The organism is Corynebacterium efficiens YS-314 (assembly GCF_000011305.1).
Lineage (GTDB): Bacteria > Actinomycetota > Actinomycetes > Mycobacteriales > Mycobacteriaceae > Corynebacterium > Corynebacterium efficiens.
In genome coordinates this window covers 2,897,120-2,918,074 of the sequence record NC_004369.1, presented here as the reverse complement: position 1 = coordinate 2,918,074, position 20,955 = coordinate 2,897,120, and the positions used below count along the sequence as shown (strand labels likewise).

The following is a 20,955-nucleotide window of genomic DNA, read 5'->3' as shown; positions in this document are numbered from 1 at the left end:
GCAGCAACCTGAGAAACCAATGTTATTTTATAGCTAAAACTCTAACAGCTTTCCGATATGATGCAATTTAGAATCAACCTACCCGTTATCTGATTGATATTTATCTTCTGAAAATAGGTATCTAGCTGCGAGAATTGCTGTGCTGCCGGAGGGGTGCGGGGTGGTTTTCGGGGGGTGAGAATGCTAATTCCAGAGTGAGGATTCTTCATCCATGTGGGAAATCAGGGGCCCCGTGGCAAGATTCCCTCAGTTTCGACCGCTTTGGAGGGGCTTCCATCCCCTCCATTCTGAAAATGGATCACTAGAACGCTGCAAATTAGGACTGGCGGGTCCCTCTATTGCTGAAGTTTTGCTGTGCATTCAATGGGGTCATTCACAGTAAGGCCCGCCTGGTAGGCCTGTTGATGTTGATCAGGTGAGGAAAGCCACGGTGTGTCACACCATCCTGGTCCGGCAGGGTGAGGTTGGAGAAATCTCCCCAGGGCACCGGGGCCAGGCAGCGCGGTCAACAGCGCAGCACCCCGCATGTCCGGAGTGGCAGCACCCGATGCTCTGTTCCCGTTACAACCCCAGCCAGCTCAGATCCCCACCCAGGGCGGTGTATCCCACAAACGCAACGGCATCGATGAGGAAGTGGGCGAACACCAGGGGCCACACCTTGCCGGTGCGGTGGTAGAACCAGGCGAAGATGACGCCCATGATGATGTTGCCGAAGCCAGCCGACACGCCCTGATACAGGTGATAGGAACCGCGCAGCACCGAGGAGGCGATGATCATCGCCGGCACGCTCCAACCCAGGCCACGCAGGCGGGTGAGCAGCCAGAACACCACCACGATCTCCTCGGCGAAGGCGTTCGCGCCGGACCACACCAGCAGGATCGGTATCTCCCACCAGGGGCTGTCCAGGGTGGTGGGGATGACTTGCTTGGACAAGCCCAGGTGAACGGCACTGGCGTAGAAGATGAGACCTGGCAGACCGATCAGCGCGGCCAGTCCCGCACCCCAGCCGAGATCACCCCACCGGATCCTCCCAAAGCGGAACCCGTCATCGGCGAGCAGATACAGTGCCAAGCCTCCCCAGGAGAACAGCACTCCGGCAGAGACCAGCTGCAGGGCCAGGTCCAGCCAGATGCCCTGGGCCTGCGGGGCGTTGAGGGAGACAGCCTGGTCGTTGAGGGCGGTGGGGGAGAGGAGGTCGTCGACAAGCCGGAGCAGGGAGCGCAGGCCGCTCGCGCCGAAGGTGACGGCCAGGACCACGAGGATCTCCACCCGGATGCGCGCACGCGTCATAACAGCTGCCCTCCCAGCCCGAGGATCTCGGCGTTGCCCACGCGCACCGCGCCCATGTGCACGCCCACCCCGTCCACCGGCACGCTCATCGCCGCGCCGCCGGTCATGTTGTAGGTGGTCGCCCACGGGGTCCACCGGGTCTGTTCCAGGAAATCCCCCTCGGGGCCCAGTGAGGAGAAATGACCGAGAGGCGGTGGTGGGAACGCGAGCGTGGGGCTGAGCACCACATCCACATCCCAGCTCTCCCGCACCGCATCGCCCACCGAGTCAAAGGCCGCCACCGCCCGGCCCCGCGCGACCGGCGACTGGCTCCGGCCCTGCTCACGCAACCACCCCACGATCGCGCTGGTGTCACCCGCGCCGGGGTCCTCTATGGAGCAGGAACGCATCGCCAGCACCGCAGCAAAGGCCTCGAATGCCCAACTACCATAGGGGCGACCCACCGGCACCACCTCGTGGCCGAGCTGCTCCAACCGCCGGGCCACCTTCTCCACCGTGTTCACAAAGTGGTCATCCACGGTCGTATCCGCATGCACCGGCTCCAGCAGCACACCGACGCGCAAGGGGCGCACCACCGGGGTGAGGGCGTGCAGGCGCGCCTGGGTGGGGATGTCGCGGGTGATGAAACCCTGCGTGGCGGGCATGCCGCCGCGGGAATCGTGGGCGGGTTTGAAGCCCACCACCTGGCACGCTGCGGCCGGAACCCGGATGGAGCCGCCGCCGTCGGAGGCGTGTGCCGCGTCGACAAGCATCCGTGCCACCGCCACGGCCGCACCCCCGGAGGACCCGCCGGTGGTGTGACCGGGCAGGACCGGGTTGTCCGGGGTGGGCAGACCGACGGGTTCGCAGTAGGCGGTCAGGCCGAGTTCGCTGGTCTGGGTCTTGCCGGCGATGATCGCGCCCCGGTCGATGAGTGCCTGCAGAAACGGGTCGGTTTCCGTGGCCTGCACCTGCCGCCCGGCGGACCCGAAGGCGGTGGGCATACCGGCCACATGGTGCAGATCCTTCGCCGGGATCACCATGCCCCGCAGGGGCCCGCGCCCATGCCCGACGGTCACCTCCGGATCGAACCAGGCGAAACCGTGTTCAGCGGGGGTCATCGTGGACAGGCGCGCGGACAGTGTGGCAACGGACATGAACAACCACAGTAGTGAACACCGGTTAAGCTGAGTAACCATGAGCAGCGAAGCCACCACACCCACCGTCGTGTCCTATCTGGGACCTGCAGGAACCTTCACCGAGGCCGCCCTGATCCGCTTCGCGGAGCGTGGGGAGTTCGGCGACGGGGAGATCACCCAGCTGCCGGTGAACTCCCCCCAGCAGGCCGTGGATGCCGTGCGTGAGGGGGCCGCGGATTTCGCGGTGGTGGCCATTGAGAACTTCGTCGACGGTTTTGTCACCCCCACCTACGATGCCCTGGATCAGGGCTCCGACGTGCAGATCTTCGCTGAGGAGGCCATCGAGGTCTCCTTCACCATCATGGCGCGCCCCGGCACCGAACTTGCCGATATCCGCACCCTGGCCACCCACCCGGTCGCCCACCAGCAGATCAAGAACTGGATGGCCGCCACCGTTCCGGACGCACGTTTCGTCTCGGCATCCTCCAACGCCGCCGCCGCGCAGCTCGTCGCCGAGAACGGTGCCGACGCCGCCGCCGCCCCCGAGCGTGCGGCCGACCTGTTTGGCCTGAGTAAGCTTGTCGACGATGTGGCTGACATCCGTGGCGCCCGCACCCGTTTCGTGGCTGTGCGCAGACGCATCGCCCCACCACCCCGCACCGGCCACGATCACACCGCCGTGGTCTTCGCCCTGCCCAATGTTCCCGGCAGCCTGGTGCGCGCCCTCAATGAATTCGCCCTGCGCGGGGTGGACCTGGCGCGCATCGAGTCCCGCCCGACGCGGAAGACCTTCGGCACCTACCGTTTCCACCTCGATTTCATCGGCCACATCGAGGACCTGCCTGTCCGGGAGGCCCTCCGCGCCCTGCACATGCAGGCCGAGGACCTGGTATTCCTGGGTTCGTGGCCCGCCCCGCGGGATAGCGATGACGAGAACACCTGGGCGGATGACATCGCCCGCCTGGAGAAGGCGGACGACTGGGTCCGCGCCGTACTGGAAGGCAGGGAGTACTAGAGCAATGGCTGGCAGGATCATTCTGGTCAGGCACGGACAGACCCACAACAATGTCCGGCATCTTCTGGACACCCGGCCCCCGGGCGCGGAACTCACCGATCAGGGCCGTCGACAGGCCCTCAAGGTCGGCCACGAACTCGCCGGCTACAGCGGTGACCGGCTCGCGCATGTGTACAGTTCCATCGTGCTGCGCGCCCAGCAGACCGCGGTGCTGGCTACCAACACCTTCGAGAAGGCCCGTGACCTGCAGGAGGGCACCGTGCCCCTCGACGTGGTCCACGGCATCCACGAGATTGATGCCGGCGACTTTGAGATGCGCGGTGATGAGGAGGCCCACATGACCTACTCCACCGCCCTCAACGGTTGGCTCCACGGCGATCCCACCGCGGCCCTGCCCGGTGGGGAAACCTACAAAGATGTACTGAACCGCTACCAGCCCACCCTGGACCGGATCATGGACAGCCACGACCTGGATGATGACCGTGATGTGGCAATCGTCAGCCACGGTGCCGTGATCCGGATCGTGGCCACGCATGCCTCCGGGGTGGACCCCAACTGGGCATTCAGGACCTACCTGGGCAACTGCCGGTACGTGGTCCTGGAACCCAACGGCCGCCGTTTCGGCGAGTGGGACGTGGTGCACTGGACCGGCAGTCCGCTGCCGTGGCAGGAGAACCAGCCCTGATCGTGGGCTGACTGCGGTCGCTGCGGGGGCCTCTGCAGTCCGGGGCGAGGCTGGCTATCGTGGGGCTTGTCACACACCTCAATGTTAGGAGTTAGACATGACCCGTATCGCAATCGTCGTCGGCAGCACCCGCCCCAACCGTAATGCAGCCAGCGTGGCTGAGTGGGTGTTCGACAACGCCCCCAAGGACTCCGGTGCAGAGTACGAACTCGTCGACATCGCAGACTTCAACCTCCCCCTCCTGGATGAACCCATGCCCCCGGCCATGGGGCAGTACTCCAAGGACCACACCAAGGCGTGGGCGGAGAAGGTAGCCTCCTTCGACGGCTTCATCTTCGTCACCCCCGAATACAACCACTCCGTCCCCGCGGCCCTGAAGAATGCGGTGGACTTCCTGTATGCGGAGTGGAACAACAAGGCCATCGGTTTTGTCAGCTATGGCAGCGCCGGCGGCACCCGTGCGGTTGAGGCCTGGCGCCTGATCGCCGCGGAGCTGCAGATGGCCGACGTCCGCGCGCAGGTGTTCCTCACCTTCGGCAATGACTTCGCCGACATGTCCACCTTCCAGCCCTCCGAGGGATCCACCGGTGCGCTGCAGGATCTCTTCTCACAGGTCACCGCCTGGTCCGAAGCACTCAAGACACTGCGCGGGTAATCACCGCCGGTTCCGGTAACAGCAATTCCCACCCGACGGGCCGTCACATAGTGGACGGCCCGTCGGGTGGTGTGTGTCTTGGGGTATTTCAGGATATTCCGGGATGTTTCAGGGGTGCTGGATGCCGGGGGAAATGGCGGTGCGAACGGCGGTGTGAACGGCGGTGTGAACGGCAGAAGATATGAAAAAACCGCCGTACCCGGGATGGGTAGGGCGGTAATTCTTTATGCAGCGAGAAGCCTACAGTGCGCGAACCTGCTGGGCCTGGGGGCCCTTGGCGCCCTCGCCGAGCTCGAACTCAACCTGCTGGTTCTCCTCCAGGTTACGGAAGCCGTTGCCCTGGATCTCGGAGTAGTGGACGAAGACGTCTGCGGATCCGTCGGAGGGGGCGATGAAGCCGAAGCCCTTCTCAGCGTTGAACCACTTCACAGTTCCCTGTGCCATATGAATTACCTTTATTTCTGATGAGGTGATGCTACGTTCGCCAGCATGATTCACTGACGTCCGGGTCGTTAAAACTCCTCGGTGACCATCAACCCCAGCAGTAACTGCTCTGGTGAAGAAAACCGGGCGCTCGCGTGTACATCTCCTGCGAGCGCCTAGACACTGCGCATAGAAACCGCGACCGTCGTCCAGTGTGCCATGAAATCCCTCCCAGCGATAGTCCCCCCTTGAGAAAAGTTCCCCTCGCGTCAAATCTCGGGGGCCGGTGCCGGTGGGGTTGGAGGTGTGGGTCTGGCATTTGCCACGGTGCAGGACCTCCGTATATCCGGTGAGGATCGGATTCACCGGGTGTGAGCAGGTGGTCCGGTGCGGATGTGGGGTGAGGGGGCTGCTGGTGCGGGGGAGGACCAGCTCGGCCCCGGACTGTGGGGCATATTGCCGGGGGAGGCGAGGGTGGTGTTCGTCGCAGTGGGGGAAGTTGGACAAGCCATGTGCGCAGGTTGCGTCAGGGGTGGGGCTGGTACTGGGTGGTGGCGGGGTGCCGTATTCCATCCGGTGGACCTACCCTGTTGGGCAATGATAGACCTCTCTGTCTATCAGGACTAGACAGAAATGTACTGACGGGTCTATATTCGGTGGGACTCAAACAAACCCCCGAACCATAGAAAGCTGGTTCAGTATGATCCTCACCGGACTCGCCGTCGGTATCGCACTGGGTATCGTCATGCAACGGGGAAGGTTCTGTGTCACCGGAATGCTGCGTGACATCTTCCTTCAGCGCTCCTGGCGCACCTTCGTTGGGCTCCTCATCGTCATCGCCGTCCATGCCGTGGGCCTGGCGGCGCTGACCTCCACGGGTGTGATCACCCCGACCTACAACAACTTCGCGCCGATGGCCGTGATTGTCGGTGGTTTCATCTTCGGCTTCGGCATCATCCTCTCCGGTGGTTGCGCCTCGGGCACGTGGTACCGCTCCGGTGAGGGGCTGGTCGGTTCCTGGATCGCCCTGGCCACCTATGCCATCTCCACTGCAGCCATGAAGGACGGTGCCCTCACCGGGTTCACCGACGTCATGTTCTCCTGGGAGACCGAGCTCACCACCCTGCCCGCCATGTTCGGCGTCTCCGTCTGGTGGTTTGTCATCCCGTTTGCAGCCCTGACCGCCTACCTGGTGCGTCGTTTCATGATCCTGGAGGCCCAGCGCCCCAAGATCGCCCGCCTGGGCAACCAGCCCGCCTGGAAGCGCCCTCTGCACGTCTACACCGCCGGCGCGCTCATCGGTCTGATCGGTGTCATCGCCTGGCCACTGTCCGCCGCCGCCGGCCGCAACTCCGGCCTGGGCATCACCACCCCGACCTCCCACACCCTGCAGTACGCAACCACCGGTGATGAGAGCTACCTCAACTGGGGTGTCATGCTGGTGCTGGGCATCCTGGTCGGTTCCTTCATTGCAGCCAAGGCCACCGGTGAGTTCCGTGTCCGCGTCGCCGATGCCACCACCTCCGTACGCGCTGTCGTCGGCGGCACCATGATGGGTGTCGGCGCCTCCCTCGCCGGCGGTTGCACCGTGGGCAACGGCATGGTCCAGACCAGCCTCTTCAGCTTCCAGGGCTGGATCGCCCTGCTGTTCATCGCCATCGGTGTCGGGGTGGCCGCCAAGATCTTCCTGAAGCCGGCCAGCGTCGCCAAGCGCGAGGCCGCCACCACCGAGACCTACTCCACCGAGGAGAGCCTCGCACACGCCACCCCGACCTCCGCCGAGGACCGCGTCCTGCCCCTGAACACCCAGGACACCCAGGACACCCAGGGCACTGGCACCGCCGCCACCCCGGCACCATTGGGTGGGGTGAAGGTCGCCACAAGCCTGGTTAGCCTCAAGCCGGCCGTCAGCGAGAAGCTACGCGATCTGGGCAGTGGTTACTACGCCCTGGATTCCCTCGGCGCGGTCTGCCCGTTCCCGCTCATCGAGGCCAAGGACGTCATGAAGACCCTGCAGTCCGGTGACCACCTGGTCATCGACTTCGACTGCACCCAGGCCACCGACGCCATCCCGCAGTGGTGCGCCACCGACGGCCACGAGGTCACCGATTTCAAGGAAACCGGTGAGGCCTCCTGGCAGATCACGGTGAAGAAGGGCTAACCCCCCCAGCACCGCCCGCACCCCGGTTCAGCAGAAAACCGGCAGGCCGGAAACAGTATCCATACTGTTTCCAACCTGCCGGTTTCTCCATTCCCGAAACCCGGTCAGCTCACCTGATGAAGGCCACCGTCACGCATATCCCAGGCGGTGCAGATCGTCCTCATCCAGGCCGAAATAGTGGCCCACCTCGTGGAGGACGGTCACGCGGACCTGTTCGGCCAGCTGCTCCTCGGAATGGCAGTGATCCTGCAGGGCGCTTTTATAGATGGTGATGGAGTCCGGCAGGCCACCGTGGCCGAAGACGCGGTTGGGGAGGGCGGTGCCGCTGTAGAGGCCGAGGATGTGGCGGGAGTCGGGGTTGTAGTCGTCGATGAGCACCACCACGTTGCGCATGTTGTCGAGGAATTTCTGCGGAACCTGGTCGAAGGCGTCGTCGACCATCTCCTCGAAACGTTCATCACTGACTTCATACATGGCATTCTCCCCGTGATCTCAAACTGGAATCAGGCTACAGCGGAACCGATGCGCCGGGACGCAGGGGCTCCCGTGGCGGCTGGGGTGGTGGGGCCTGGCCGTTGATGGTGAACCCGGTCTGTGCCGAACCGTTGAGGATGTTGAAGGTGGAATCCCCCTCGGTGGATGGCGACATGAGATAGCAGTTCACGCTGTGGGAACCACCGAGCCAGGAATTGGCGGTGATGGTGGGCCAGAAGGTCTGCAGGGTGGACTGGTAGAGCCTCTCCTCATCACCCATGTAGTCGATGGCGGCCTGGGTGCAGGTGCTGCCGAGGAACTCATTCTGCTCATCGGTGCTGGGCACACCCTGTGGGAACGGTACCCCGAGGTTGACGGTGGATATGGCCTCCAGGTGGTGGTCCTCGGCGCAGTCGACCTCCCGGAACTCCGCGGAGGATTCCACGCGGACACACGCACCGGTGGCGAATACGCGGGCCTGGTCGTTGGCGGCGACGGGCCCGATGGTGATCTGGGGGATGCCGTTGGAGTCGGTGGCCTGCAGGCCGCAGAGCATGGTGCGGTCGCCTGCGGCCCAGGCCTCCGCCGGCGGCAGGATGGGGGCGATGGTGTAGCGCCCGGCCGGGTCGAAACGGCCGTTGAGGTAGGCCAGGGTGGGGGCCTGGCACAGCTCCTCACGCAGCTGCGCCTGTCGCGTCAGGTTCGGTGGATCGGCGTCGGGGCCGAACTCGGAACTGGGATAGGTGGCCAGGTTCTCCCGCTTGGAGATCTCGAAGCGGTGTTCACCCTCGCAGCTGGTCTGCTCAAAACCGGAGACCTGGCCGTCATCGTTGACGTCCCAGGTCGCGCACATCCCGACGTCCGCCGTGGTGAACGGCGCCACCTGCTGGGCGGTGGTGACCGTGGTGGTGCTTGTCGACGTCTCCCCCGTAGCCATAGGCTCCGGGGTTTCCTCAGCGGAATTCACGCCGTAGGAATACATACCCACAGCAGCCGATGCCGCGAGCGCGGCAACGAGCATGGTTTGCACCGAGGCAGCGGAACGGAATCCTCTACGCCCCGTGCGTGACTGGGAATCGGTGGATGTACTCATGATTGTCCCTATCATGCCACGCCAGCGGTGGTTAGTCAGAGATCTTCGGAACGGGTGACCATAGTTTTCAGGGAGTAACGATCTGTCCGGTACACCGAGACACACCATTCGATGGGTTTCTCCCCCGACATGGACTGCCGCAGGATCCGCAGCAGTGGGGCGCCGGTCGGGACGTCGAGAAGCTTGGCGGTGTCCTCGTCCGCCGCGACGGCGGTGACCGTCTGCTCCGCGTGGGTCACGGGCACGTTGTACACGCGGTCCAGGATGGCGTAGACGGAGTTGTAGACATCATTTTCTAGCAGGTCAGGGGCATATACGGCGTTATACCATCCGTGGTCGATGGCATAGGGGCGGCCATTACCCAGACGCAGCCGGCGCAGGGTGATGTGCTGGGCGCCGCGCTCGGTGCCGAAGAACTCCGCGATCTCATCCGGTGCCGCGCCACGTGACGACGACAGGATGCGGCTGGTGGCCACCAGGTTCTGGGCGGCCATCTCCGCCGAGAAGGACGCCAGATGCAACCGGGAGACCAGTGGCGCATGTGCCACGAAGGTGCCCTTGCCACGGGCACGTTTGAGGCGACCGGACGCCACCAGATCCCCGATGGCACGACGCACGGTGATGCGGCTGACACCGTAGGTGTCCTCCAACACGCGTTCCCCGGGCAGCATGTCACCCGGTTGCAACTGGGTGGTGCACAGCTCCTCGAGGATCTCACGCAGCTGCTGGTGTTTTGGTTTGGGCCCATCAGTCAGAACCCGGTGGGGCAGGGTGGCGCCATCTTCCGTGCGCTCAGCAGCAGACATATCCACAACTCTAGCGCATCTGGTCATAACCAGGAGGTACTTTGATATGTGATGAGGGGCGGTGATGTGTGGTGTCCATGTGCCGGGGTGGGGGTTTAGTCTCCACCTAACGCCTCCCAGGCGGGGTTCGCACGGTACATTGAATTCCATGATTGATCTGAAATTCCTCCGTGACAATCCCGACGTTGTCCGCACCTCCCAGATCACCCGTGGGGAGGACCCCGCCCTGGTTGATGAGCTGCTCAGCGCCGATGAGGCGCGTCGCCAGGCGATCCAGGTGGCGGATGAGCTGCGTTCCGAGCAGAAGGCGTTCGGAAAGAAGATCGGTCAGGCCTCCCCCGAGGACCGTCCGGCCCTGCTCGAGGGGTCCAATGAACTCAAGGCCAAGGTCAAGGAGGCCGAAGCCGCCCAGGAAACCGCCGAGCAGCGCGTCCACGACCTCCAGATGAAGCTGTCCAACGTGGTGGAGGGTGCTCCCGCCGGTGGCGAGGATGACTTCGTTGTCCTGGAGCATGTCGGTGAGCCCCGCACCTTCGACTTCGAGCCCAAGGACCACCTGGAGCTCGGCGAGTCCCTCGGTCTCATCGATATGAAGCGTGGCACCAAGGTCTCCGGCGCCCGTTTCTACTACCTCACCGGTGACGGCGCCATGCTGCAGCTGGGCATGCTCACCCTGGCAGCGCAGAAGGCCACCGCCGCCGGATTCACCATGATGATCCCGCCCGTGCTCGTGCGCCCGGAGATCATGGCCGGCACCGGTTTCCTCGGTGATCACTCCGAGGAGATCTACTACCTCGAGCGCGATGACATGTACCTGGTGGGCACCTCCGAGGTGGCCCTGGCCGGTTACCACAAGGATGAGATCATCGACCTGAACAACGGCCCCGTGAAGTACGCCGGCTGGTCCTCCTGCTTCCGCCGCGAGGCCGGTTCCTACGGCAAGGACACCCGTGGCATCCTGCGCGTCCACCAGTTCGACAAGGTGGAGATGTTCGTCTACTGCAAGCCGGAGGAGGCCGAGGAACAGCACCGCAGGCTGCTGGAGATGGAAAAGGACATGCTCGCCGCCGTTGAGGTTCCCTACCGCATCATCGATGTCGCCGGTGGTGACCTGGGTGCCTCCGCCGCCCGCAAGTTCGACACCGAGGCCTGGGTCCCCACGCAGGGCACCTACCGTGAGCTGACCTCCACCTCCAACTGCACCACCTTCCAGGGCCGTCGTCTGCAGACCCGGTACCGCGACGAGAACGGCAAGCCGCAGATCGCCGCCACCCTCAACGGCACCCTGGCCACCACCCGGTGGCTCGTGGCCATCCTGGAGAACAACCAGCAGGCCGATGGTTCCGTCATCGTTCCGGAGGCGCTGCGCCCATTCGTGGGCAAGGACGTCCTCGAACCGGTCAAATAAGGCACGTGGCAATGGAAAACATGGTCAAGAAGCAGGGGTTCTGGGTGCCCAGGGGCACCCCGGATGTCTCCCCGCACCCGAAGGAATCGAAGGAGCTGCTGTACAACCGCATCATCATCCCGTTCATCAAGACGGTGATGAAGGCGCAGGATCTGCAGCTCCATGTCTTCGGTTCGGAGAACGTGCCCACCACCGGTGGTGCCCTCCTGGCGGTCAACCACACCGGGTACTACGACTTCATCCTCGGTGGTCTCCCCGCACATCTGCGTGGTCGCCGCCTGGTGCGGTTCATGGCCAAGAAGGAGATCTTCGACACCCCGGCCGTGGGTACGCTCATGAACGGCATGTCCCATATCCCGGTCAACCGCGCCAAGGGGGCGGGTTCCCTCGACCACGCCGTGGACAGGCTCCGGCGGGGGCAGCTGGTGGGGATCTTCCCCGAGGCCACCATCTCCCGCAGCTTCGAGATCAAGAACCTCAAGACCGGTGCCGTGCGCATCGCCGACACCGCCGATGTTCCCCTGCTGCCGGTGATCATCTGGGGTGGTCAGCGGATCATCACCAAGGACATCGACCGCGACCTCGGCCGCAGCCACATCCCCGTGTTCATCAGGGTCGGCGCGCCGGTCGACCCCAGCGGTTCCCCCGAGGAGGCCACCGAGCGCCTGTCGCAGGCGATGAAGGAGCTTCTCGACGAAGTGCGGACCGCCTACGAAGCCGAATTCGGCCCCTTCGAGGGTGGCGAACCGTGGCGTCCCGAATCCCTCGGTGGTGGTGCCCCGTCGATGGAGCGTGCATCCCTGATGGAGATGGCGGAGCGGGAGCGTCGACAAGCAAAACGCGAGGCGAAGAAGGCGGCGAAAGCCGAGAAGAAACCGTTACCCCGACGGTTGATGAACAAGGCCACCGGCCTTGTGAAGAAGATCATGCGAAAGTAGGAATAATGACCAGCCCCGGTCCCGCGCCGAAGCTTGTGGCCAGCGACGTCGATGGAACACTGATCGACAGCGCCGAACGCGTCCCCGCCCGACTGCGGGAGGTGATCACCCGCATGACGGCGCAGGGCACAGCCATGGCGCTGTCGACGGGGCGACCAGCCCGGTGGATCTACACCGTGCTGGAGCAACTGCCCGTGCGGCCGGTCTGCGTCTGTGCGAACGGCGCGGTCATCTACGATTCCGCCACCGACCGGATCCTCAAGGCCCACACCCTGGCACCTGAGACGATGGTGGAGGTGGTGGCGCTGGCACGCGCCGCCATGGCCGATCACGGGGGTGTGAGCTTCGCGGTGGAACGCGCCGGCCGCTCCGCCTTCGACAATGCTGATGAACTGTTCCTGGTGACCCCGGAGTACAGCCACGCCTGGCCCACCCTCGACGATCACGGCGTGGTGCCCCTGGACACCCTGATCTCCGCGCCCGCCACCAAGCTGCTGCTGCGCAGTGACTTCCTGGAATCCAAGGAGATGTTCGACATCATCCGGCCCGTCATCCCGGAGGAGGTCGGTCATGTGACCTTCTCCATGTCCGGTGGTCTGCTCGAGATCGCCGCCCCCGGTGTGACCAAGGCGCTGGGGGTGTCCTACCTGGCGGAGCTGCTCGGGGTGGCGCAGGAGGATGTGATCACCTTCGGCGACATGCCCAATGACATCGAGATGCTGCAGTGGGCGGGCCGTGGCGTGGCCATGGGCAATGCCCGCCCCGAGGTGAAGGCCGTGTCCGATTTCGTGACCGCCACCAATGACGAGGCGGGTGTGGCCGACGTTCTGGAATGGTGGTTCTAGGGTGTGAATGAAACTGGTGGGCCGGGGCGTCGGGCTGGCTAGAAATGGGACATAACCGGCTTGCTGTCCCATGTGGCGGTTGATTTGGGGGTATCCGGGGCATTTCGACCGCTTCGCCCCTGACCACCGCTTATATACACAGCGGGGGAACATGGTGTGGGTGCCGGGGGTGGTAAACGGACCTGGGGAACACCCTTTTCTTTTTGGGTATACCTCACTTGGGTCCGCATGCCAAAATGGGGGCCATGAGAGCATCGAAAGCCAATGCATATGTGGCAGCTATCGACCAGGGCACCACATCCACCCGCTGCATCATCATTGATGACACGGGCGCTGTGGTCTCGGTAGCCGCGAAGGAACACGAACAGATCCTCCCCCAGCAGGGATGGGTGGAACATGATCCCGTGGAAATCTGGGACAATGTCCGAGCCGTGGTCAGCCAGGCCATGGTCGCCATCGACATCACCCCGTACGAGATCTCCTCCGTCGGTGTGACCAACCAGCGCGAAACCACGGTGATCTGGGACCCCGCCACCGGGGAACCCGTCTACAACGCCATCGTCTGGCAGGACACCCGCACCAATGAGATCTGCCGGGAACTGGCCGGTGAGGAGGGACAGCAGAAGTGGCTGGACCGCACCGGCCTGCTCATCAACTCCTACCCGGCCGGACCGAAGATCAAGTGGATCCTGGACAATGTCGAGGGGGTGCGTGAACGCGCCGAGAAGGGGGAACTCTACTTCGGCACCATGGACACCTGGCTGCTGTGGAACCTCACCGGTGGTATCCGCGGTGATGACGGCGAGGAAGCTCTCCACGTCACCGACGTGACCAACGCATCGCGTACCCTCCTGATGGACATCCACACCCAGCAGTGGGACCCGGAGCTGTGCGAGGCACTGGATATCCCCATGTCCCTGCTCCCGGAGATCAAACCCTCCATAGGCGATTACCGCTCCGTGCGTCACCGTGGCATCCTTGCCGATGTGCCCATCACCGGAGTCCTCGGTGACCAGCAGGCCGCACTCTTCGGCCAGGGTGGTTTCAAAGAGGGTGACACCAAGAACACCTACGGCACCGGTCTCTTCCTGGTGATGAACACCGGCCCCGAACTGAAGATCTCCGAGCACGGCCTGCTGTCCACCATCGCCTACCAGATCGAGGGACAGGACCCGGTCTACGCTCTCGAGGGGTCTGTCTCCATGGGTGGCTCCCTGGTGCAGTGGCTGCGTGACTCCCTCCAGATGATCCCCACCGCCCCCGCCATCGAGGAGTTCGCCCGCCAGGTTCCCGACAACGGTGGAGTCCACATCGTCCCGGCGTTCTCCGGTCTGTTCGCACCACGCTGGCACCCTGAGGCACGCGGTGTGATCACGGGCCTGACCAGGTTCGCCAACCGCAACCACATCTGTCGTGCCGTCCTGGAGGCCACCGCCTTCCAGACCCGCGAGGTCGTGGACGCCATGGCCCGGGATGCCGGTAAGGAACTGGAATCCCTGCGCGTCGACGGTGCCATGGTCCAGAATGAACTGCTCATGCAGATGCAGGCCGATATCCTCGGCATCGATGTCATCCGCCCCGGTGATATCGAGACCACCGCCCTCGGTACGGCCTTCGCCGCGGGTCTGGGGTCCGGCTTCTTCAAGGACTTCGACCAGATCATCGAGCTGATCTCCATCCGCCAGACCTGGACGCCGGAGATGACCGAGGCGGAGCGCGAACGCGCCTACGATGCCTGGAATGAGGCCGTCACGCACGCCTACCCGCGTTAGTACCCATCCCGGGTGGGAACGTGGAAGGGCCCCGCAGCTTCAGGGAAAGCTGCGGGGCCCTTGCGTGTCTACCGGGTGCTTAGGTCAGCTGGAGGTCAACCTCACCGGTGTACGGATCGTAGGTGATGAAACCACCCTGGAAATCCACGCGCAGCACATTGCCGTCACGGTATTCGTGGTTGATCGGCAGGCCGAGGGGACCGAGGTCGGCTCCCTGCTTGGCCCAGGTGTCACCGATGACACCCCACAGGCCGTGGGTGCCGGCCTCGGGGGAGGAGACCATGATGCCGTTTTCAAACGCCATGTAGGAGACCTCCGAATTCGCCCCACTGGCGTACTGGACGGCTGTCGCCCCACCCGTTGCTGCGCCCAGAACCGGGCCGAGGGTGTTGTTGAGTGCGTTCCAGGTGCGGGAGAACTCATTGTCACCGGTCAGGTTAGCCACGGTATTGCCCACGGGGACGACATCGGCGAGGGAGACATCCTCCAGAACGGGCACACCATTGATGTTCCCGGTGTTGCCCAGCAGGGCACCCAGATCGCCACCGGCGGTGGTGAGACCGAGGATCACCGCGAGGATGGAACCGAGACCCACGAGCACCTGCTCGGAGTCGGCACCGTTGAGCAGATCGGAGCTGCCGATGGCGAGATCGGAGGAACCCATTGCTGGGTCCTCACCCGCCGCAGGCTCCGGGGTGACCGTGACGGTGACCTCTCCGTCGACAGGCGCCTGGGTGGTGGTTGCCGGGGTGGTCGGCGTGGTCGTGGTGGTTGTTGTCGTGGTGGCTGCCGTGGTGCCGGACTGGTCACCTGAACCCGAGAGGATCGAGGTGTACTTCGCCTGGGCGATGTCCCGGATGGCGCCCATCTGGGCATAACCGGAGTTGCCCGGGCAGGAGGTGGTGCCCACATCCCGGTGCGCGAAGATATTCGGCAGGGATACGGCCGCACCATAGGGGTAGAAGGTGTAGCTGGAGCCCTCGGAGTAGTGGGTGTCATAACCCTTGGGCTCGAACCCTGCGACCTTCGCGCGCCAGCCGGCCAGCTCACCGACAGCCTGGACGGTGGCTGCGGGTGGGGTGACGTTCTCGTAGTTGCCCATCATGGAGATGGCCCAGGTGTTCTCGTTGAAACCACCAGCGTGTGCCCCTCGGACCGCACGGTTCATGCCACCGGCACGGCCCTCGTAGATGGTGCCGTACTTGTCCACCAGCGCGTGGTACCCGATGTCACACCAGCCCAGGGTGTTGGCATGATAGTTGTGGTAACCACGCATACGGGCCGCACTTTCGGCCGGGGTGTAGTCATTGCTGCCGGCGGTGTGGTGAATGGTGATCGCGGAGACACCGCTGTCGATGGTTGTATTGCACTGGTTGGAGCTCGCACCCCAGCCGGCCCGGGAGATCACCCGTGGCATGCCGTCGGAGTCGGCGACCAGTTCCATGCCACCGACGCCTGCCTCTGCATTGCCGTCGATGAAGACAGCCTCCAGATCGCTGGCGACCTCAGCCACCGGCTGGATATCACCGTAGTTGGAGGGCAGCGGGGCGAGACCATCCTGGACGGTCGGAACTTCGGCTGGAGCTTCTGCTGGAGCTTCAGGCGCGGGGGACTCGGCGGGCTCCTCTGCAGGAACCGGTTCGGCTGCGTATTCGGCGGCGGGAATGACGTTTCCGTCATCATCGTTGGCCACGGCTCCGGCATCCGCACCGAAGAGGTCGACGTTGAGCGTGGACACCTGGATCCGGTTGGTGGTGCCGTGGAAGATGAGTTCGGTGCCGTGAGTGGCGTTGGGATCATTGTTGTCCACGGACAGGGGTTCCATGTCGAACCATTCCGTCCAGGAGCCGTCGTCCTTCTGGGCGCGGACGAAGGCGGTGACATCACGCTGACCGGTCCAGGTCAGGGCGAACATGGAGAAGGGTTCCTCGCGCTGGAACTCCTTGACGGTTCTGGGGCCGGTCTCCTCGCCCTGTGCGGTGATGGCCGGGTCATCGACCAGAACGTTTGCTCCGCTGTCGAAGCTGGTGGTTTCGTTCATGACCGGGACGGGGTCCATGGCGGTGCCCTGGGTGCGGATGTAGTCCGTGTTGGCTGCTGCAAAGCCGGAGGCCACGAGCGCCACAGCCAAGAGTATGGCGAGTGTCGGTTTGCTCCGGACGGCGTTGATGCGGCGTCGTTGCTGCACGATAGATTCTCCCTGATGATGTGGTGCGGCTGAGACTGGTTGAGTCTGGTTGCAACTAGTTGGGGCTCGCTGGGAATGCTGAGCCAAATAGAAACAACTGCGAAGCTTAGTCAACTTCTGGGGTTAATGGTACATATGTGACCATTGTTTCTCTCGTTAGGCGTGAGGCTTGAAAAAGCCTGTGAACACGTCAAATGAATCTGACCGGGATGTTCCGGGGTCGGGGTGGACCCCTTCTGCCGGTGTTCCCGCTGGTGGGTCGTGGCTACACATCTGCGGTTGCCTGCACGACGGAGCTTCCCCGGCAGTGTGGGGGTCAAAGCGGAGTGTTCACGATTCCCCGGGGGCGGTGGTGGGTTACTGTCGAAGCCATGATGGATTCGAAGAAATATGACCTCATTGTCGTGGGTTCCGGACTGTTCGGCCTCACCGTGGCGGAGCAGACAGCCTCCCAGCTGAATAAGCGGGTGCTCATCATTGAGCGGCGTGCACACCTCGGCGGCAACGCCTACTCCGAGGCGGAGCCCGAGACCGGCATCGAGGTCCACAAGTATGGTGCCCACCTCTTCCACACCTCCAACCAGCGGGTGTGGGACTACGTCAACCAGTTCACCGACTTCACCGACTACCAGCACCGTGTGTTTGCCATGCACGACGGCACCGCCTACCAGTTCCCGATGGGCCTGGGCCTGATCAACCAGTTCTTCGGCCGCTACTACAGCCCGGAGGAGGCCAGGAAACTCATCGCTGAGCAGGCCGCCGAGATCAAGACGGAGGATGCGACGAATCTGGAGGAGAAGGCGATCTCCCTGATCGGCCGCCCCCTCTACGAGGCGTTCATCCGCGATTACACCGCCAAGCAGTGGCAGACCGACCCGAAGAACCTGCCCGCCGGTAACATCACCCGCCTGCCGGTGCGCTACACCTTCAACAACCGCTACTTCAACGACACCTACGAGGGCCTGCCTGTCGACGGCTATGCGGCCTGGCTTGAGCGCATGGCCGAGCACGAGCTTATCGACGTCCAGCTCAACACCGACTGGTTCGATGTCCGGGAGCAGATCCGCGCCGAGAACCCCGATGCCCCCGTCGTCTACACCGGCCCGCTGGATCACTATTTCAACTACTCCGAAGGCAAACTCGGCTGGCGCACCCTCGACTTCGAGGCAGAGGTGCTGGAGATCGGTGACTTCCAGGGCACCCCGGTGATGAACTACAACGATGCGGACGTCCCCTACACCCGCATTCACGAGTTCCGTCACTTCCACCCGGAGCGTGAGGACCGCTACCCCAAGGACAAGACCGTCATCATGCGTGAGTTCTCCCGCTTTGCAGAGGAGGAGGACGAGCCGTACTACCCGATCAACACCCCGGATGACCGGGAGATGCTGAAGAAGTACCGCCAGTGTGCCGCGGCGGAGGCCCGTGAGAACAACGTCCTGTTCGGTGGCCGCCTGGGCACCTATCAGTACCTGGATATGCACATGGCCATCGGTTCCGCGCTGGTGCTTTTCGACAACAAGATCGCCCCCCACCTGACCCATGGAACCCCACTCGAGCAGGAGCGCGGGCACTAGGAAATGTTTCACGTGAAACCTTGGGGGCATACCTCCAGGTTTCATGCGTGCAGGATTCGTTTAGATTGATCAGTCGTGACTGCTGAACAACTCGCACGTGCAATCAGTGAGCTCTTTGCGCCCTGGATACTGAATATCGGTTTCTTTGTGGTGCTCGGGGTGTCGACAGGCTCGTGGGCTCCGGCGTTGACCGCGGCTGCCGGTACCGGCCTGGTGCCCATGCTGCTCATTGTGCTGTTGATGCGCATGGGGCGGGTGGGAAATCACCATATTACGGACCGGGGCCAGCGCAGCCTTGTTTATGTCGGGATCTTCCTATGCGTCCTCGCGCTCGTGGCGGCGCTCGCCTGGCTGGATGCCCCGCGCCTGATCTGGGTGGGTGTGTTCTCGGCGCTGGTGTTCCTGGCGGTCTTCGGGCTGGTCACGCTGAGAATCAAAGCCTCTGTGCATGTGGGTCTGTGGGTGTGTCTGATTGTCTTCCTGAGTCTGACCGTTAGTCCGTGGTGGTGGCTTGGACTGTTGTTCACACCGGTGACCGCGTGGGCGCGCATCAGGATCGACCACCACACCATGGCGGAGGTCATTGCCGGGATCGTGACCGGCGCGGTGGTTACCGTCGTGTGCTACCTGGCATTTCTCGCATGAGCGCTATCGATCAGGGCATCCTCGACTTCTTCATCCACCACCGCGTGGAGGTGCTGAACCCGGTGGTCGTCGTGTTCACAATCCTCACCGGCCCAACATTGGTGTGGATCTACTCCCTGATCACCGCCGTGGTCATGCGCACAGCCTTCCCGCCCCTGGCAGTCGGAGCTGCGAATCTGCTGAGCCATGTTCTGAAGAGGGTCATTGAACGCCCCCGGCCCGATGTCTCCATTCATCTGGTAGTCGAGACGAAATACTCCATGCCCTCCGGGCATGCCGTGGGGGCGGCGGCATTCGCCATAGCGATGACCCTGCTGATCCGCCAGTGGTGGGTGCTCATCCTGTGGCTGGTGGCCCTGCTCATCGGCGTGTCACGGTTGTATGTGGGTGTGCACTGGCCGAGTGATCTGCTGGTCGGGTGGGTGGTGGGTGTGGTGACCGTGTTGGTGGTACATCGGGTTTATGTCGGGGTCACCAGCTGGAGCCGCCGCCAGCGCCGGAGAAGCCACTGCTGAAGGTGGAGCTGGATGAGCCGGATGAGGATGAAGCGGCGGAGGCTGCGCTGACATCCGCCGCGTGCCAGGTGCTGATCATGTAGAAGGGTACGAATGAGTTGTAGCCGGTGCCGACCCGCCAGTCGTTGTCGTAGATGGTTGGGGTGGCGTGTTCGGTGCGTTTGACCTGCTCCATGTGGTTCTCCACACCGGTGAGGGCGGCTCCGTAGTCGCGGATCACGCGTGCGTACTCATCCATGAAGGTGGGTGATGCGGTGGACATGCCCTCGATGCGGGTGATCAGTTCACGCAGGGTGTCATCCAGGACGGAATCCTTGTCGTTGATCTCCAGTCGCGCCTCCTGGATGTCTTCCCGCAGGCGGGTCAGCTCACGTCGGCGGACCCCCTCATCGCCGTGTTCCATGTCGTAGAGGGTGTCGATGTTCTTCTGGGCGGTCTCCATCTGGGTGACCGTGGTGCTGACCTTCTCCAGTTCATCCGCGTGGGCGAGAAACGCCTTGTCATCGGAGGATGCGGACAGGTCCCCGAAGGATCCGAAGGAGTCATTGACCTCCAGGAAACGGGTGTGCACATCATCCCACTGGCGTCGTAGCTCATCATCGGCCAGGGGGGACGTGAGCGAATGGGCGCGGATATTGATGCCATCGAGCTGCTGCGCGGTCTGACCGTAGTGTTTCTGGGCGTAATCGAAATTCTCACGCGCCTTCTTCGCCTTGTTTTTCCGGCTGGCGGCCACGCCCACACCCACTGCTCCGGCCCCGGCGGCGGCGATGCCACCCACGACACCTCCGACAACCCACCAGTTGGTCTCCTCCGGTACGGTGACCACCGAGGTATCCGCGACGGACTGCGCACCGGTGTACATCGCCACCGCGGTCCGGCCCTCCTGCAGCACGGGACGCATGGCGTCGTTGATGCCGCTGTAGCGCTCCGGTTCGGCAACACCCAGTTCGGCGGCGACATCATTGCCAGCGTAGACACCCATGGTGTTGGGGTCGAAGCCCACCGCAATGATCACCTCACCCGGGGCGAAGGAATCCTCCTGGATCCAGTCCGGGTGCTCGGCACGCAACAGCTCCTCCAGGTCATCATTGATGCTGTCGGAGCCGCCCTCGAGGGTGATGTAGCGGACGTTTTGCACCACCTCGGGGAAGTCGATATCCGGGGTGGCGGTGATCAGCCACTGTTCATCCTCCGCCGAGATCTCCTCGGCATAGTCCATCACGGTGACATTGAGATCGGTGAGGGTGGTCTGGGCGTAGGCAAGGGAGGCAGCGGGGAGGAACAACAGGGTCCCGGCGGCCACACCGGCGGCGACCCGGGGGAGCAGGCGTGCAGTCATAATGC

General features: G+C 63.6%; 19 protein-coding genes. 11 read left to right on the top strand and 8 right to left on the bottom strand.

Features of this window, described 5'->3' with window-relative positions:
* Positions 1–561 precede the first annotated feature (561 nt).
* Positions 562–1,290, bottom strand: a complete 729-nt coding sequence (locus CE_RS13535; RefSeq protein ID WP_006768897.1) for a CPBP family intramembrane glutamic endopeptidase — start codon at positions 1,288–1,290, stop codon at positions 562–564.
* Positions 1,287–2,426 (bottom strand): amidase family protein, encoded by a 1,140-nt coding sequence (locus tag CE_RS13530; protein WP_035109251.1) that lies wholly within the window; start codon positions 2,424–2,426, stop codon positions 1,287–1,289. The genes CE_RS13535 and CE_RS13530 overlap by 4 nt, the downstream gene beginning before the upstream one ends.
* A gap of 40 nt (positions 2,427–2,466) precedes the next feature.
* Between CE_RS13530 and pheA the strand changes: the two genes are divergently transcribed.
* The 3 genes from pheA (at position 2,467) to CE_RS13515 (ending at position 4,763) form a co-directional block, all read left to right on the top strand.
* Entirely contained in the window at positions 2,467–3,423 is a 957-nt protein-coding gene (pheA, locus tag CE_RS13525; RefSeq protein ID WP_006768899.1) for a prephenate dehydratase, read from the top strand.
* Between the two features lie 4 nt (positions 3,424–3,427).
* A complete protein-coding gene (locus CE_RS13520) occupies positions 3,428–4,108 on the top strand; it encodes a histidine phosphatase family protein (RefSeq protein ID WP_006768900.1) in 681 nt (226 codons plus the stop codon).
* A 97-nt stretch (positions 4,109–4,205) separates the two neighbouring features.
* The gene (locus tag CE_RS13515) at positions 4,206–4,763 is read left to right on the top strand and encodes an NADPH-dependent FMN reductase (protein ID WP_006768901.1); all 558 of its coding nucleotides are present in this window, start codon (positions 4,206–4,208) and stop codon (positions 4,761–4,763) included.
* Positions 4,764–5,003: 240 nt separating this feature from the next.
* On the opposite strand, the gene CE_RS13510 is transcribed toward CE_RS13515, so the two are convergent.
* Positions 5,004–5,207, bottom strand: coding sequence for a cold-shock protein (locus tag CE_RS13510; protein WP_006768902.1), 204 nt, complete (start codon positions 5,205–5,207; stop codon positions 5,004–5,006).
* A 679-nt stretch (positions 5,208–5,886) separates the two neighbouring features.
* Here CE_RS13510 and CE_RS13500 point away from each other — a divergent pair.
* Positions 5,887–7,347: a YeeE/YedE thiosulfate transporter family protein gene (locus CE_RS13500; protein WP_006768904.1), complete on the top strand. Its 1,461-nt coding sequence runs from the start codon at positions 5,887–5,889 to the stop codon at positions 7,345–7,347.
* Positions 7,348–7,476: 129 nt separating this feature from the next.
* Here CE_RS13500 and CE_RS13495 read toward each other — a convergent pair whose 3' ends face one another.
* From CE_RS13495 to CE_RS13485, 3 genes are read right to left on the bottom strand one after another with little or no spacing between them, the layout of a single operon-like run.
* Positions 7,477–7,821 carry a metallopeptidase family protein gene (locus tag CE_RS13495; RefSeq protein ID WP_006768905.1) on the bottom strand — a complete coding sequence of 115 codons (345 nt, stop codon included), beginning with the start codon at positions 7,819–7,821 and terminating at the stop codon, positions 7,477–7,479.
* 34 nt (positions 7,822–7,855) lie between these two features.
* Positions 7,856–8,929, bottom strand: a complete 1,074-nt coding sequence (locus CE_RS13490) for a septum formation family protein (RefSeq protein ID WP_035109256.1) — start codon at positions 8,927–8,929, stop codon at positions 7,856–7,858.
* A 20-nt stretch (positions 8,930–8,949) separates the two neighbouring features.
* The gene (locus CE_RS13485; RefSeq protein ID WP_006768907.1) at positions 8,950–9,720 is read right to left on the bottom strand and encodes a GntR family transcriptional regulator; all 771 of its coding nucleotides are present in this window, start codon (positions 9,718–9,720) and stop codon (positions 8,950–8,952) included.
* A gap of 148 nt (positions 9,721–9,868) precedes the next feature.
* Here CE_RS13485 and serS point away from each other — a divergent pair, with 148 nt between their 5' ends.
* The 4 genes from serS to glpK all read left to right on the top strand — a co-directional run bounded on the left by serS (position 9,869) and on the right by glpK (position 14,683).
* Positions 9,869–11,128, top strand: coding sequence for a serine--tRNA ligase (serS, locus tag CE_RS13480; protein WP_006768908.1), 1,260 nt, complete (start codon positions 9,869–9,871; stop codon positions 11,126–11,128).
* Between the two features lie 20 nt (positions 11,129–11,148).
* Entirely contained in the window at positions 11,149–12,066 is a 918-nt protein-coding gene (locus CE_RS13475) for a lysophospholipid acyltransferase family protein (protein ID WP_081447237.1), read from the top strand.
* A 5-nt stretch (positions 12,067–12,071) separates the two neighbouring features.
* Positions 12,072–12,911, top strand: a complete 840-nt coding sequence (locus CE_RS13470) for a Cof-type HAD-IIB family hydrolase (RefSeq protein WP_006768910.1) — start codon at positions 12,072–12,074, stop codon at positions 12,909–12,911.
* A gap of 245 nt (positions 12,912–13,156) precedes the next feature.
* Positions 13,157–14,683: a glycerol kinase GlpK gene (glpK, locus tag CE_RS13465; protein ID WP_035109268.1), complete on the top strand. Its 1,527-nt coding sequence runs from the start codon at positions 13,157–13,159 to the stop codon at positions 14,681–14,683.
* Positions 14,684–14,762: 79 nt separating this feature from the next.
* On the opposite strand, the gene CE_RS13460 is transcribed toward glpK, so the two are convergent.
* Entirely contained in the window at positions 14,763–16,871 is a 2,109-nt protein-coding gene (locus CE_RS13460) for an N-acetylmuramoyl-L-alanine amidase (RefSeq protein WP_006768912.1), read from the bottom strand.
* A gap of 371 nt (positions 16,872–17,242) precedes the next feature.
* Between CE_RS13460 and glf the strand changes: the two genes are divergently transcribed.
* The 3 genes from glf to CE_RS13445 all read left to right on the top strand — a co-directional run bounded on the left by glf (position 17,243) and on the right by CE_RS13445 (position 19,608).
* Positions 17,243–18,448: a UDP-galactopyranose mutase gene (glf, locus tag CE_RS13455; protein WP_006768914.1), complete on the top strand. Its 1,206-nt coding sequence runs from the start codon at positions 17,243–17,245 to the stop codon at positions 18,446–18,448.
* A gap of 75 nt (positions 18,449–18,523) precedes the next feature.
* A complete protein-coding gene (locus CE_RS13450) occupies positions 18,524–19,093 on the top strand; it encodes a hypothetical protein (RefSeq protein ID WP_006768915.1) in 570 nt (189 codons plus the stop codon).
* The gene (locus CE_RS13445) at positions 19,090–19,608 is read left to right on the top strand and encodes a phosphatase PAP2 family protein (RefSeq protein WP_006768916.1); all 519 of its coding nucleotides are present in this window, start codon (positions 19,090–19,092) and stop codon (positions 19,606–19,608) included. Before CE_RS13450 ends, CE_RS13445 begins: the two co-directional genes overlap by 4 nt.
* Here the strand turns inward: CE_RS13445 and CE_RS13440 are convergent.
* Complete coding sequence (locus tag CE_RS13440) at positions 19,565–20,950, bottom strand: DUF5129 domain-containing protein (protein ID WP_006768917.1); 1,386 nt, start codon at positions 20,948–20,950, stop codon at positions 19,565–19,567. The genes CE_RS13445 and CE_RS13440 overlap by 44 nt on opposite strands.
* Positions 20,951–20,955 lie beyond the last annotated feature (5 nt).

Bases quoted from the DNA above. Each gene is read 5' to 3' on its own strand.
- CE_RS13535 (WP_006768897.1), bottom strand. From the start codon at position 1,290: ATGACGCGTGCGCGCATCCGGGTGGAGATCCTCGTGGTCCTGGCCGTC.
- CE_RS13530 (WP_035109251.1), bottom strand. From the start codon at position 2,426: ATGTCCGTTGCCACACTGTCCGCGCGCCTGTCCACGATGACCCCCGCT.
- pheA (WP_006768899.1), top strand. From the start codon at position 2,467: ATGAGCAGCGAAGCCACCACACCCACCGTCGTGTCCTATCTGGGACCT.
- CE_RS13520 (WP_006768900.1), top strand. From the start codon at position 3,428: ATGGCTGGCAGGATCATTCTGGTCAGGCACGGACAGACCCACAACAAT.
- CE_RS13515 (WP_006768901.1), top strand. From the start codon at position 4,206: ATGACCCGTATCGCAATCGTCGTCGGCAGCACCCGCCCCAACCGTAAT.
- CE_RS13510 (WP_006768902.1), bottom strand. From the start codon at position 5,207: ATGGCACAGGGAACTGTGAAGTGGTTCAACGCTGAGAAGGGCTTCGGC.
- CE_RS13500 (WP_006768904.1), top strand. From the start codon at position 5,887: ATGATCCTCACCGGACTCGCCGTCGGTATCGCACTGGGTATCGTCATG.
- CE_RS13495 (WP_006768905.1), bottom strand. From the start codon at position 7,821: ATGTATGAAGTCAGTGATGAACGTTTCGAGGAGATGGTCGACGACGCC.
- CE_RS13490 (WP_035109256.1), bottom strand. From the start codon at position 8,929: ATGATAGGGACAATCATGAGTACATCCACCGATTCCCAGTCACGCACG.
- CE_RS13485 (WP_006768907.1), bottom strand. From the start codon at position 9,720: ATGTCTGCTGCTGAGCGCACGGAAGATGGCGCCACCCTGCCCCACCGG.
- serS (WP_006768908.1), top strand. From the start codon at position 9,869: ATGATTGATCTGAAATTCCTCCGTGACAATCCCGACGTTGTCCGCACC.
- CE_RS13475 (WP_081447237.1), top strand. From the start codon at position 11,149: ATGGTCAAGAAGCAGGGGTTCTGGGTGCCCAGGGGCACCCCGGATGTC.
- CE_RS13470 (WP_006768910.1), top strand. From the start codon at position 12,072: ATGACCAGCCCCGGTCCCGCGCCGAAGCTTGTGGCCAGCGACGTCGAT.
- glpK (WP_035109268.1), top strand. From the start codon at position 13,157: ATGAGAGCATCGAAAGCCAATGCATATGTGGCAGCTATCGACCAGGGC.
- glf (WP_006768914.1), top strand. From the start codon at position 17,243: ATGATGGATTCGAAGAAATATGACCTCATTGTCGTGGGTTCCGGACTG.
- CE_RS13445 (WP_006768916.1), top strand. From the start codon at position 19,090: ATGAGCGCTATCGATCAGGGCATCCTCGACTTCTTCATCCACCACCGC.
- CE_RS13440 (WP_006768917.1), bottom strand. From the start codon at position 20,950: ATGACTGCACGCCTGCTCCCCCGGGTCGCCGCCGGTGTGGCCGCCGGG.